General features: G+C 51.0%; 13 protein-coding genes and 2 tRNA genes. 13 read left to right on the forward strand and 2 right to left on the reverse strand.

Annotation, left to right across the window (positions count from 1 at the left end):
- The first annotated feature begins 164 nt into the window (after positions 1-164).
- The 6 genes from GFC06_RS16740 (at position 165) to GFC06_RS16765 (ending at position 4,383) form a co-directional block, all read left to right on the forward strand.
- Positions 165-353, forward strand: coding sequence for a hypothetical protein (locus tag GFC06_RS16740; protein WP_235426916.1), 189 nt, complete (start codon positions 165-167; stop codon positions 351-353).
- Positions 354-531: 178 nt separating this feature from the next.
- Positions 532-894, forward strand: coding sequence for a RidA family protein (locus GFC06_RS16745; protein ID WP_032947028.1), 363 nt, complete (start codon positions 532-534; stop codon positions 892-894).
- A gap of 13 nt (positions 895-907) precedes the next feature.
- The gene (locus GFC06_RS16750) at positions 908-1,564 is read left to right on the forward strand and encodes a helix-turn-helix transcriptional regulator (RefSeq protein WP_103766259.1); all 657 of its coding nucleotides are present in this window, start codon (positions 908-910) and stop codon (positions 1,562-1,564) included.
- Positions 1,551-2,357 carry a PhzF family phenazine biosynthesis protein gene (locus tag GFC06_RS16755; RefSeq protein ID WP_153690400.1) on the forward strand — a complete coding sequence of 269 codons (807 nt, stop codon included), beginning with the start codon at positions 1,551-1,553 and terminating at the stop codon, positions 2,355-2,357. The genes GFC06_RS16750 and GFC06_RS16755 overlap by 14 nt, the downstream gene beginning before the upstream one ends.
- Before the next feature lie 85 nt (positions 2,358-2,442).
- Positions 2,443-3,612: a branched-chain amino acid transport system II carrier protein gene (gene brnQ, locus GFC06_RS16760; protein WP_141875147.1), complete on the forward strand. Its 1,170-nt coding sequence runs from the start codon at positions 2,443-2,445 to the stop codon at positions 3,610-3,612.
- Between the two features lie 258 nt (positions 3,613-3,870).
- Positions 3,871-4,383: a GNAT family N-acetyltransferase gene (locus tag GFC06_RS16765; RefSeq protein ID WP_153690401.1), complete on the forward strand. Its 513-nt coding sequence runs from the start codon at positions 3,871-3,873 to the stop codon at positions 4,381-4,383.
- Positions 4,384-4,434: 51 nt separating this feature from the next.
- Here GFC06_RS16765 and GFC06_RS16770 read toward each other — a convergent pair whose 3' ends face one another.
- Complete coding sequence (locus GFC06_RS16770) at positions 4,435-5,325, reverse strand: LysR family transcriptional regulator (protein ID WP_016152950.1); 891 nt, start codon at positions 5,323-5,325, stop codon at positions 4,435-4,437.
- A 172-nt stretch (positions 5,326-5,497) separates the two neighbouring features.
- On the opposite strand from GFC06_RS16770, the gene GFC06_RS16775 reads away from it, so the two are divergent.
- Together GFC06_RS16775 and GFC06_RS16780 are read left to right on the forward strand one after the other, a co-directional pair.
- The gene (locus GFC06_RS16775) at positions 5,498-6,634 is read left to right on the forward strand and encodes an alpha/beta hydrolase (protein ID WP_153690402.1); all 1,137 of its coding nucleotides are present in this window, start codon (positions 5,498-5,500) and stop codon (positions 6,632-6,634) included.
- A 141-nt stretch (positions 6,635-6,775) separates the two neighbouring features.
- Positions 6,776-7,969: an MFS transporter gene (locus GFC06_RS16780; protein ID WP_153690403.1), complete on the forward strand. Its 1,194-nt coding sequence runs from the start codon at positions 6,776-6,778 to the stop codon at positions 7,967-7,969.
- A gap of 98 nt (positions 7,970-8,067) precedes the next feature.
- Here GFC06_RS16780 and GFC06_RS16785 read toward each other — a convergent pair whose 3' ends face one another.
- On the reverse strand, positions 8,068-8,538 hold the full coding sequence (locus tag GFC06_RS16785) for a GNAT family N-acetyltransferase (RefSeq protein WP_153690404.1): 471 nt from the start codon (positions 8,536-8,538) through the stop codon (positions 8,068-8,070).
- 248 nt (positions 8,539-8,786) lie between these two features.
- Between GFC06_RS16785 and GFC06_RS16790 the strand changes: the two genes are divergently transcribed.
- The 5 genes from GFC06_RS16790 to GFC06_RS16810 all read left to right on the forward strand — a co-directional run bounded on the left by GFC06_RS16790 (position 8,787) and on the right by GFC06_RS16810 (position 11,963).
- The gene (locus GFC06_RS16790; protein WP_153690405.1) at positions 8,787-9,767 is read left to right on the forward strand and encodes a GlxA family transcriptional regulator; all 981 of its coding nucleotides are present in this window, start codon (positions 8,787-8,789) and stop codon (positions 9,765-9,767) included.
- 78 nt (positions 9,768-9,845) lie between these two features.
- Complete coding sequence (gene gap, locus GFC06_RS16795; protein ID WP_047417734.1) at positions 9,846-10,856, forward strand: type I glyceraldehyde-3-phosphate dehydrogenase; 1,011 nt, start codon at positions 9,846-9,848, stop codon at positions 10,854-10,856.
- A gap of 267 nt (positions 10,857-11,123) precedes the next feature.
- Positions 11,124-11,606, forward strand: a complete 483-nt coding sequence (locus GFC06_RS16800) for a glutathione peroxidase (protein ID WP_153690406.1) — start codon at positions 11,124-11,126, stop codon at positions 11,604-11,606.
- 199 nt (positions 11,607-11,805) lie between these two features.
- Positions 11,806-11,882 (forward strand) — tRNA-Val (locus GFC06_RS16805).
- A gap of 4 nt (positions 11,883-11,886) precedes the next feature.
- A tRNA-Val gene (locus GFC06_RS16810) sits at positions 11,887-11,963 on the forward strand.
- Positions 11,964-12,019: the final 56 nt, after the last annotated feature.

Raw genomic sequence — 12,019 nt, forward strand, 5'->3', positions numbered from 1 at the left:
ACATCTTTCTAACTGGTATTACAGGTATAACTTTCATATGAAGCATTTAGCGGCCTCACAGCCACAAAACGCAGGCTAACCGCACCGGTTCAAGGTAGAGTCTTAGGACGTGGTGTAAATGGCCGAGCCTGATTTTTATTGGCATATGTGCCTGGTTACATCCGATTGGTGACCTCACGACCGCCACAACCGCGTATCAAACTCGCGCATTCGATACAGGGTTCGTCAACGGTTATCAGACCCTGGATGTACAGCCCGGTGCGGGGCGCAACGAACGGTATGCAGGTGATGAGCGCCTATGTCGAGACTGTTTTTGGCGTTTATGGCCGGGTGTTGTTGGCGGGGATCTATAGTGCTTAAACGCGGTTCAGAGCATGTCCCATCCCGTCAACAAAGTATCTGTCGATGCTCTGTTAGTGGAGAGACATGAAAGCCACGAAATCAACAAATGTTTAAAATAATAATTTTGTTTAATTTAAAATTAAGTCATGCTACCGTGCTACTACACTTTCTTTAGGGCAAATCTGACACATGTCTATCGTACGCTACCCCACGACCAAGCCTTTTCCCTTTTCAGACGCCGTGCAGGTGAACGGGTTTGTTTTTCTTTCAGGCCATGTCGCCATGAGCCCCGAAGGTGAACCGTTGTATGGATCTGTCACCCAGCAGACCCGGCATATCATGCACGCCATCCGGGAAACTCTGGCGCGGGCGCATACGACGCTGAACCACATTGTGAAAGTCCAGGTTTGGTTAAGCAGCATGGAGCACTTTAGCGAATTCAATGTTGCTTACAGCGCGTTCTTCCCGGAAGGTTTCCCCGCAAGGAGCGTCGTCACCAGCCACCTTGCATTTGATTTAGACGTCGAAATAGAAGTCCAGGCCGTTGTCTGATGGAGAGAGCAAAATGAAAGACGAACGTGAACGTTTAATCACTATTTTGACGGCTTCGCTTGAGGCATTGAGAACCACGCTTCCCTTAAACACAGAAGCAGTTCTGCATGACCTTACCCGCCCCGAATCGTCCGTGATAAGCATCATAAATGGACACGTCAGCGGCAGGAAAGCCGGTGATGCGCTGTTGTCCGGCCCGGAAAATGACACGGGATTTTTAGGTTTACTGGATGCTTCGCAGCGTGTTTCCAGTCAGGTATTCAGTGGATATACCACCACCACTCTCTCTGGCACCACGTTGAATAGCGCATCGACGATTTATTACAGCAAGGACGGCGTGCCGTTAGTAGCTTTTTGCATTAACGTCGATATGGATGTGGTATCAAAACTCAAACGCGACCTGGACTATTTACTCCATCCGGCCGCCGCGGCTGAAACGCCGGAAAATCCGCTAGCTGATATTCAGGATAAATCTCTGGATGACGTTATTTCGAAATTCAGACCCACGGGTTCAGAAAATAAAATTGATTTCAGAAAACGGGTTATTTCTGAAATACATGCTCAGGGCTTTTTCAAGATTAAAGGCAGCGTTAATCATGTCGCTAAAGCGCTGGGCGTCACCCGATACACCGTTTACAACTATCTGGATAAATTAAATGACAAAGTCTGACACCACAGTAATTCCTTTTTATCAGGTTGATGCTTTCACCTCTCAACCTTTTGGCGGCAACCCGGCGGGCGTTTGTCCGTTAACTGCGTGGCTGCCTGACGCTGTTCTGCAAGCCATCGCCACGGAGAATAATCTTTCTGAAACCGCGTTTTTTGTGCCGTTCGAGGAGGGTTATCAACTGCGCTGGTGTACGCCTGCGGTTGAAGTGGATTTGTGCGGTCATGCCACTCTCGCTGCATCCTGGGTGCTGTTCAACAAGCTTGGCTACCAACAAGAAACTATCAGCTTCCACACCCGCAGCGGCCTGTTGACGGTGAGTAAGAACGGGGACGAACTCTGCATGGACTTCCCGGCTAAATCGGCCATGAAGATTGATACTCCTGATGGACTGCCGGCAGCCCTCGGCATTACCGCCGGTGTTATCGGGGTGTGGAAATCGGACGATCTGATTGTACTGGTCGATGACAAAAATATCATCGACGGGCTTAATCCTGACTTCAACAAGCTGGCGGTATTCGACACCCGCGGCGTGATCGTGACCGCCGCTGATAACCAGTTTGATTTTGTGTCCCGTTGGTTCGGCCCGCAGGTCGGCGTGAACGAAGATCCAGTCACCGGGTCGGCACACACTTTCCTCGCCCCGTTCTGGGCGGCGCGTACGGGTAAAAATGTCCTGACCGCTCAACAAGGCGGGAAGCGTAAAGGGGCGTTGCGCTGCGTGGTTCGGGATGACGGGCGCGTGGAATTGCATGGCTTCGCTCGTATGACCATCGAAGGAATATTCCAGTTGTAATAACGATGTATGACCGGAACGGTGACTGAGCAGATAATGACCACGCCTTCCAAAGCATGATGTTTATATAAAATAAGAGTTAATAATGACAGCAAACACCAGACTTTCATTGCCAGAGACAATGGCTCTTGGCGGGATGACACTTGCGCTTTTTTTGGGCGCAGGCAATATTATATTCCCGCCGCTGGTCGGCATGCAGGCGGGCGCAAACGCCTTTAATGCAGGCTTTGGCTTTATCATCACAGCGGTTCTGTTCCCGGCACTGGCGATTATTTCCCTTGCCATTAATGGCGGTGATATCGCGGAATTAACGAAACCCTTAGGCAAATGGCCGAGCCTGATTTTTATTGGCATTTGCTTTTTAACGCTGGGGGTTTTATTTGGTACGCCACGCACCGCGACGATTAGCTACGAAGTCATCACCGATGGCGCAGCTAGTTCCCTGATGCATAAGATTATATTTTCCGCCGCGTTCTTTGGCCTTGCTGGCGCGACGCTGGCTAAGCCGGGGAAAATGCTGGAAATCGTCGGTTTCTTCCTTTCGCCCATTAAAATTAGTGCCCTGATTTTTATCGGCATATGTGCCTGGTTACATCCGATTGGTGACCTCACGACCGCCACAACCGCATATCAAACTCGCGCGTTCGATACAGGGTTCGTCAACGGTTATCAGACCCTGGATGTGATCAGTGCGCTGTGCTTTGGCGCCATTATCACCCACACGCTTAAACAGCGCGGGATCCACCATCCGCGGGGCATCTTTACCCATTCCATCGCCGCAGCCTTTATCGCCGCGGCAGGTCTGGCCGTGATTTATATCTGCTATCTGTCGATGGGGTCCCACAGCCCGGTGCGGGGCGCAACGAACGGTATGCAGGTGATGAGCGCCTATGTCGAGACTGTTTTTGGCGTTTATGGCCGGGTGTTGTTGGCGGCGATCATTACCCTCGCCTGTCTGGTCACGGCCATTGGTCTGACGACCGGAACAGCGCGCTATTTCAACCAGACGACCGGTGCGTCTTATGGGCTACTGGTGACGCTCTCCCTGATGGTGTCAGCAGCACTTGCCGTGCTGGGACTGAATTCCCTCACCGCAATGGCGGTTCCCGTGCTGTGCGCCATTTACCCGGCTGCGCTGGTCGTGGTCGCGCTGGGCATCGTTAGAAAATGGACAGACGTGCCGACGAATCTGTATCAGTTGCTTTTCTATAGCGCCCTGGCAGTGGGAATAATGAGCTTGTTTGTAAAATCCTGAATGAACAGCCGCAAGTTCGGAAGATGTCTTTTCATTTTCGCTCAAAGCAGACCAGGCAATCAGTTGGCCTGCCTGCTTCGAGCCAGAAGCTAACATCGATAAAAAATAACTTAATGGTCGAGCTCCACCAACTTCAGACCTTAGATTGCGTATTCAAAGTTTGAGGGTAAGACAGTCACAACGGACATATAGACTTAACAGGCCGTATATATTACAAATTTAAGATCATTTTTCTCTCATAAAGTAAGGGCCTCTCCCATGTCTTTAATCATACGACAAGCAACATTAGCCGATTCGGGATTACTAAATGAGCTTGGCTACCGCTTCTATACTGCGCACTTTAAGCATATGTGGAAGTCAGAATCAGAATTTGATAATTATTTGGAGGGTGAATATTCACTTCCTGTTATTGAGCAGAGTATTAATGATAAAAACATTAGCTGGTATATAGTTGAAATCGAGCAGCCGATTGGTTTTGTGAAGCTGACATGGCAAGCAACTATCCCGAATACAGACATCAGCGGTGTTTTACTTAATAAACTCTACCTTGCCCCAACCAAAACGAATCAGCATTACGGTCACCTAATGTTTAATAAAGTCATAGATCTTGCCCGAAGTCAGGGGAAAAAATATTTATGGCTGGAGGTTCTTGAACAAAATGAACGTGCTCAAAAATTCTATAAAAAGCAGGGAATGAAACACATCAGCGACATCATTTTCGAAACAAAGTCACAGAGGAGCATACTCAAGTTAATGGGGATGTGTATATAAGGCCCGCTCCTCGCTCAGACCCGTTACCCTGACACGTGTGCAGCCTGGCCTTCATTCATAAATTCTCAGTGTATCGATAACTGCTCGCAGAGCGGGAGACACATTGCGGTGCGGATAATAGAGAAATGAGCCTTCCAGGCGTTGACTGTAGCGTTGTAAAACTCTGATGAGCGAACCCTCTTCTAAATCATCGGACACCAGTTCTTCCGGAACATAAGCCAGCCCCAGCCCCAGTCTGGCGGCTTTGGCTTCCATATAACTGTCAGCAAAAGCCCATTGTCCCTGCGGCTGATGCGTTATTTTTTTACCATCCTGTTGAAGCTCCCATGTATAGAGGCTTCCATCGCCAAATTGATAAGCGATGCAGGGATGAACCGCCAAATCTGCCGGGACTTGTGGAAAGCCATAGCGGCGAAAGTGTTCTGGCGTACCAACAATGGCCATCTCCATGTCGGGGGAAATACGGACCGCTATCATGCCACCGCCAACTTCCGGTCCGAGACGTACACCGGCATCGAATCTTTCCGCAATAATATCGACAAACCGACTTTCGCTAATGAGTTCCAGCCGGATGTCAGGATAGCGTTGCTTAAACACCGCAAGCTTTGGCAGGAGCAGTTTATCAATAGCGTGCTGACTGGCATTAATCCGTACCGTACCTGACGGGGACTGGCGATAATGGGCCAGCGTGGCAAGCCCCATATCTAAAGCGTCGAATCCTGACTCAATGGTCCGGTAGAGCTGTTCGCCGGCATGGGTGAGCGATAGCCTACGCGTAGTGCGAGCCAGAAGCTGAACGCCCAGTCTTTCTTCAAGTTCGCGTACAGAACGGCTTATACCTGATTGTGCCAGGCCGAGTCGTTGCGCCGCAGCGGTAAAACTCCCTTCCCGCACCACCTGCATGAACAGGTATAAATCATTATAGTTTTCCCGTTTCGCCATCACGTTTCCCTCGCTATCGCATCACCATTTAGAACAATATGGTATTAATTCTAGCAATTTTACCCCTCTAATAAGCACTATTACTGCTCACTATAATGCTCGCATTGCAACAAAGCACAGCAGTGTTGTCCGTATGAAACCTGTATCTATCACGTTTTATGAGGGGATTTTGATGACTGCCTTCACCAAAAAACTGACAGCCGCGATACCAGCCATGCTGCTCTGCGCATCATTAAGTGGAGTTACAACGATGAGTTATGCCAATACAACCAATCCGAACGCGCCAGTTTCACTGGTCGAGACATGGGATAAAACCTTCGCTAAAAGTACGAAAATCAATCACCGTAAAGTGACCTTTCAGAACCGCTTCGGGATCACCCTGGTCGGTGATCTCTACATTCCAAAGGATCGCGGCGAGCGCAAACTGGCGGCCATTGCCATCAGCGGGCCTTTCGGCGCGGTGAAAGAGCAGTCCAGCGGTCTGTATGCGCAGACGTTGGCTGAGCAGGGATTTGTTACCCTGGCTTTTGACCCTTCATATACGGGGGAAAGCGGTGGCTATCCGCGTAACGTTGCCTCTCCGGATATCAACACCGAGGATTTCAGCGCGGCTGTTGATTTCCTTGGCCTGCAAAATGAGGTTGATCGAAATCGTATAGGATTACTGGGTATCTGCGGATGGGGCGGGATGGCCTTAAACGACGCCGCGATGGATACCCGCGTGAAAGCGGTGGCGACCAGTGTGATGTATGACATGAGCCGTGCGATGGGGCATGGCGTAGGTGATGGTAAAGACCGTTATACCACTGCGGATCGTCGCGCCGTATTACAGTATCTGAACGCACAGCGCTGGGAAGATGCGAAGAACGGAGCTTTCGCGCCCGGCGGGCATGACATTTATGTTGATGAAAAGGGGAACGTCAGTACGTCGAAACGTATTCTGCCAGAAACGTTACCCGCAAATCCCAATCCGGTTCTGAAAGAATTCTTTGATTATTATCGCATGCCGCGTGGTTTCCATGCGCGTTCGGTCAACTCAACTGGGGCCTGGAATGCGACGATGCCGCTGTCATTTATGAATATGCCGCTGCTGAGCTACGCCAATGAAGTCACTATCCCCACGCTTATCGTGACCGGCGAAAAAGCCCATTCACGCTATTTTGCTGAAGATGCCTTTAGGGCGATCGGCAGCAATGAGAAAGAGCTGGTGATTGTCCCGGGGGCAAATCATGTTGATCTGTACGACAACGTTGCGGGTAAGATTCCGTTTGCTAAATTTGAGCAGTTTTTCAATACCAACCTAAGATAACCGCTCCAAGCCGCCTGATATTTACAGGCGGCTGTAAAACGCCTGTAGATCATTTTCATCCATGTTTTGACGTGATTTCCTGAATGACGTCTGTCCGGACTGCGCCTGAACCAGGCCGATTCGATATTAAGAGATCTGATAATGTCCACAGTAAGACTAAAACCACATTACGAAAAAAAGCATGCGCATTGGGGGGGCGTGTTTGCCATGACGCTGTGCGTGTTTGTGCTGATCGCTTCCGAGTTTATGCCGGTCAGCCTGCTTACGCTTATTGCCAGTGATTTACACATTACCGAAGGGCTGGCTGGCCAGGGAATTGCAATCTCTGGCGCGCTGGCGGTCATTACCAGCCTGACTATCTCCCATATTGCCGGAGATCTGAACCGAAAACATCTCCTGCAGGGGCTGACGGTTTTAATGGCCATATCGGGGATAGTCGTCGCCCTGGCACCCAGCTATCCGGTTTATATGCTGGGGAGGGCCCTGCTTGGGGTGGTCATTGGTGGATTCTGGTCCATGTCTGCTGCAACCGCCATTCGGCTCGTTCCGCAGCATCAGGTTCCCCGCGCGCTGGCGATTTTTAACGGTGGGAATGCGCTGGCTACCGTTGTAGCGGCACCGCTTGGCAGCTATCTGGGGACGACCGTGGGCTGGCGAGGGGCTTTTTTATGCCTCGTTCCCCTGGCTATAGCCGCGTTCATCTGGCAGTGGGTCAGCCTGCCATCGATGAAAAACGATAAAAAACAAAAATCCCAGAGATCTATGCTTCGTCTGTTCCGCATCACCATTGTCCCTGCGGGACTTCTGGCCTGCGGATTCTTCTTCATGGGGCAATTTGCCTTATTTACCTACGTGCGCCCCTTTCTTGAGACCGTAACCCGCGTAGGCCCTTCTGGTCTCTCTCTGATTTTGCTCGCAATAGGCGTGGCGGGTTTTGTCGGCACACTGGCCGTATCAATATTCCTGAACACAAGTTTTTATCAGACTTTAATCATGATCCCCCTGCTTATGGCTGCGACTGCCGGGGCGTTACTGCTGGTTGGACACAGCATCTGGGCTGTTGCCGTATTGCTCAGCCTGTGGGGACTACTAGCAACGGCTGCGCCAACGGGATGGTGGACATGGATAGCGCGGGCACTACCCGAAGATGCAGAGGTGGGTGGTGGCTTAATGGTTGCGGTGATCCAGCTATCGATTGCACTGGGTTCAACGGCAGGTGGGTTGGTATTCGACACTCTGGGATGGCGCAGTACTTTTGGCTTGAGTGGTTTCTTACTTCTGGCGGCGGCAGCAATGACGATTGTCACATCCCGTCAAAACAGCAAAGCAAACTAGAACTATCCATTCATTTCTGGCGTGCTCTCTGTCATGGCATACGGCAGAGAGCCGAGTGTCCGCCCTCGCTGATCGCGGACCATTAGCCCAGTTATCTTCTATTTTTTCACCAAATATTTTCGCATCAGTGCATTTTGTAATGTCACTCCGCGACAGGCAGGAAACCCACGTTCCACAACATGAAAGCCGTGTCGTAGAAAGAACGCCTCCGCAGCCTTACTGACATTTGAAGTCAGTTCGCCAATTCCACGTTGTCTGGCTTCTTCATGAATGCGATTCATCAGTAGTGTCCCTACTCCCTGTCTCGGGTAGGTTCCCGAGACAAAGAAATGGTCAATGTACCCATTTGGCTGAAGATCTGCATATCCAGCTATTTCACCATCCACTTCAACAACAAAGGGGCGTAATTCCTTCATGTGATTGGCCCATTGTTCCGGGTCGATATCCGTTGGGGCCCACGCATCTATTTGTTCCTGTGTGTAATAGTGTGATGCGAGGGTATGTACAGAAGATAAAAAGACGCTGAACAACGAACTTTCATCTCCATTACTAAACCTTCTGATTTTCATAAGACCTCGTCAGGAGAGTGACTTGTAGAACAATACCATTTTTGGTGCAGCGGAGCGTCAGCCCCTCGTGGTGAGTTTAATGGGTCAATGCAACGCTATTCTTAATCAAGGGAGATGCTCAGGCAACGCCGTTGAGTCAACATCAAACCATCGGCCTGTGGCGGTAATGTCGCTGCGCCACGGGTAAGGCTTTTTCCAGTTGAGTATGTAATATTGACTTATTGTGTAAAAAGATTACTTTTCAGGACATGAAGAAGATACTCATTATTGTTCCCGATGGCGGTATGCTGTTTGAGTCCGCCGGTATTGCCGACATTCTGATGCAGGCCAACCGCCTGCATCCCAAAGGCGCTACGAAGACGTGTTACCAGGTTCAGTTAGCGACAACGCAACCGCATCAGGTGATCCATGGTCAGTCCGGCCTAAATCTACTGGCAGATCATCGCCTGCATGAGATAGACCCTCGCGAACCTCTCGATACCATCATCATCACTGGCAGAGGTCAAAACCCGCAGGAAGGAATTGCGGTGGTTGACTGGCTACGCCTTGCCGCTCCCCACGCCCGCCGCATTGCATCCATTTGCGGCGGCGCGATGCTGCTGGCAGAAACCGGGCTGCTGGACGGCAGACGAGCCACCACCCACTGGAAGCTACTGGAAACTATGCAGGCAGAATTCCCTAAGGTGCGCGTCGAAAGCGGTCCGCTCTATATTCAGGACGAACATATCTGGACATCAGGTGGCGTCAGTTCCGGCTTTGACCTGACGTTAGCGTTAGTTGAAGAGGATTACGGCTTCAGTCTGGCGCGCGACGTCGCTCAGGATTTCGTCATGTACTTGCGCCGTCCCGGGGGACAACTCCAGTTTAGCCGCTACAACCTTCAGCAGACCAGCACCCTGGGCCCGATTAACGATCTGCTCGCCTGGCTGCTTGAGAACCTCACCGCCGATCTCAGTGTGGATAAACTGGCGGAAAAAGTCGCCATGAGCCCACGTAATTTCACCCGCGTGTTTACCCGAGAAACGGGCGCATCACCGGCACGCTACGTGGCCGAAGCTCGTCTGGCCGCTGCACGACAGCGTCTGGAGCAGACCAACGAGACGCTGGAGCGTATCGCCGAACAAACAGGATTTGGTAGCAGCATTAACCTGCGACGGCTGTTTGAAAAACAGCTTCACCTGACGCCTGGTGAATATCGTCAGCGCTTTCACTGTCGTAAAATGGCGTAAAGTGATCCTTATTTGTCATTTACGCCAACTCGTGACCGGCCTAAATTGACTCCAGAGACAACAGATAAGGAGTTCATCATGGTAAAGGTCGGTATTAACGGTTTTGGCCGTATCGGACGTAACGTACTGCGTGCTGCACTGGGTAACCCGGAGATTCAGATCGTGGCAATCAACGATCTGACAGACAGTAAAACACTGGCGCATCTGCTGAAATACGACTCGCTGCTCGGTAAACTCGACGCCGACGTCACCGCCGGTGAGGGGCAGTTGGTGGTTAACGGTAAATCCATTACCGTGTTCAGCGAACGCGACCCAGCCAACATCCCATGGCGTCAGCGTGAAGTCGATATTGTCATTGAAGCAACCGGCTTCTTCACTGAACGTGACAAGGCGGCGGTGCATATCCACAGCGGTGGCGCAAAACGAGTGATTATCTCCGCCCCCGGTAAGAACGATGATTTAACCATCGTGATGGGCGTTAACGATCACCTCTACTCCGCGGATAAACACTTTGTCGTCAGCAACGGTAGCTGCACCACTAACGGTCTGGCACCTGCCGCACAGGTTTTGCACCAACATTTCGGCATTAAGCATGGTTTGATGAATACCACCCACGCCTATACCAACAGCCAGGCGCTGCACGACCAGCCGGAAAAAGATCTTCGTGGTGCCCGCGCCGCTGCATTGTCGATTGTCCCCTACTCCAGCGGTGCCGCGAAGGCGCTTGGCAAAGTCATCCCGGAGCTGGATGGTCGCTTAACCGGTTACTCGCTGCGCGTACCGGTTCCGGTGGTGTCCATTGTCGACCTGACCGTAACGCTTGAGCGGGATGTTACAGCAGAGGAGGTCAATAATGCGTTTCGTGACGCCGCCGCGACAGGGCCACTGAAAGGGATCCTCGGCTACAGCGATGAACCGCTAGTCTCAAGCGATTACCAGGGTGACCCGCGCTCATCCATCATCGACGGCCTGTCAACGCTGGTGATTGGCGGCAATATGGTCAAAATTCTGGCGTGGTACGACAACGAATGGGGATTCTCTAATCGCCTCGTCGACCTGGCACTGCTAATGGCAAGGCACGAACGTTAATCCCCTGCTCTCACACTCTCTCTAAATCCACGCCAGGCGTGGATTTTTTTATATCTGTTACGTGTTTGTCGCAGTGACAATCGCGCACAACGTCACGCCCCCCATTTTTAGTCGTCACCTAACGATGCTGCTGGGGTGACGCGTTTAAAAGCGTTAGCGATAACCCGACAAAATAATAAATCGCCAGCACTTCAACGGTCAGTTTATTAATCAGACAGTTGCGACCATAATAAAATGCGTAACGCGATCTTATTTGAGGATTCCGGCATGATCACCTTTTATCAACTTACAGCCACCCGTCTGCATGGTGAGCCCGTCTCTATGGCCGACTACGCTGGCAAACTGGTTCTGGTGGTCAATACTGCCAGCCATTGTGGCTTCACGCCGCAATATGCAGGCCTCGAAGCGCTTTACAAGAAGTACGCCGCGCAGGGTCTGGTGGTGCTTGGTTTCCCCTGCAACCAGTTCGGTAATCAGGAGCCCGGCGAGGCCGACGAAATCTCGCAAACCTGTCACATCAACTACGGTGTGAGCTTCCCGATATTTGAGAAAGTGGAAGTCAACGGTGCGGCTACGCATCCGGTGTTTCGTTACCTGAAAAACGAATTACCCGGCGTGCTGGGTGGGCGTATCAAGTGGAATTTCACTAAGTTCCTGATCGGGCGTGACGGCAAACCGCTCAAGCGTTTTGCGCCGTTCACTACCCCTGAGAAAATAGAAACCGCGATCCTTGCTGCGCTTAAAGTCTGAGCGCACCTGTCATTCAAACCGTCCCCATTATGCCCCAGCTCACTGTCTGAATAAAAAACACGCTGCAAAATCAACAAAATATAATCAACTTGCTTAATTACTCTGCAATCGCGTGAGTTCAGGAAGAAAAATGCTATTTCCCTCTTGCCTCATTCGGTCTGTGCCGCTAATATTCGTCCCCGTTGTCACCTACAACGTTGCGTTCATAGCTCAGTTGGTTAGAGCACCACCTTGACATGGTGGGGGTCGTTGGTTCGAGTCCAATTGAACGCACCATCTTGCGTCCGTAGCTCAGTTGGTTAGAGCACCACCTTGACATGGTGGGGGTCGGTGGTTCGAGTCCACTCGGACGCACCAAATTATTTCTATGATTTGGTGCTATTTCCCTTCGTTACACCTCATAATTTCTTTTT

The sequence above is a fragment of the Citrobacter braakii genome (genome assembly GCF_009648935.1).
Lineage (GTDB): Bacteria > Pseudomonadota > Gammaproteobacteria > Enterobacterales > Enterobacteriaceae > Citrobacter > Citrobacter braakii.

Coding starts and splice junctions, on each gene's coding strand:
- GFC06_RS16770 (WP_016152950.1), bottom strand. CDS start 5,325: ATGGCGAAACGGGAAAACTATAATGATTTATACCTGTTCATGCAGGTG.
- GFC06_RS16775 (WP_153690402.1), top strand. CDS start 5,498: ATGACTGCCTTCACCAAAAAACTGACAGCCGCGATACCAGCCATGCTG.
- brnQ (WP_141875147.1), top strand. CDS start 2,443: ATGACAGCAAACACCAGACTTTCATTGCCAGAGACAATGGCTCTTGGC.
- GFC06_RS16790 (WP_153690405.1), top strand. CDS start 8,787: ATGAAGAAGATACTCATTATTGTTCCCGATGGCGGTATGCTGTTTGAG.
- GFC06_RS16745 (WP_032947028.1), top strand. CDS start 532: ATGTCTATCGTACGCTACCCCACGACCAAGCCTTTTCCCTTTTCAGAC.
- GFC06_RS16800 (WP_153690406.1), top strand. CDS start 11,124: ATGATCACCTTTTATCAACTTACAGCCACCCGTCTGCATGGTGAGCCC.
- GFC06_RS16780 (WP_153690403.1), top strand. CDS start 6,776: ATGTCCACAGTAAGACTAAAACCACATTACGAAAAAAAGCATGCGCAT.
- GFC06_RS16785 (WP_153690404.1), bottom strand. CDS start 8,538: ATGAAAATCAGAAGGTTTAGTAATGGAGATGAAAGTTCGTTGTTCAGC.
- GFC06_RS16755 (WP_153690400.1), top strand. CDS start 1,551: ATGACAAAGTCTGACACCACAGTAATTCCTTTTTATCAGGTTGATGCT.
- gap (WP_047417734.1), top strand. CDS start 9,846: ATGGTAAAGGTCGGTATTAACGGTTTTGGCCGTATCGGACGTAACGTA.
- GFC06_RS16750 (WP_103766259.1), top strand. CDS start 908: ATGAAAGACGAACGTGAACGTTTAATCACTATTTTGACGGCTTCGCTT.
- GFC06_RS16765 (WP_153690401.1), top strand. CDS start 3,871: ATGTCTTTAATCATACGACAAGCAACATTAGCCGATTCGGGATTACTA.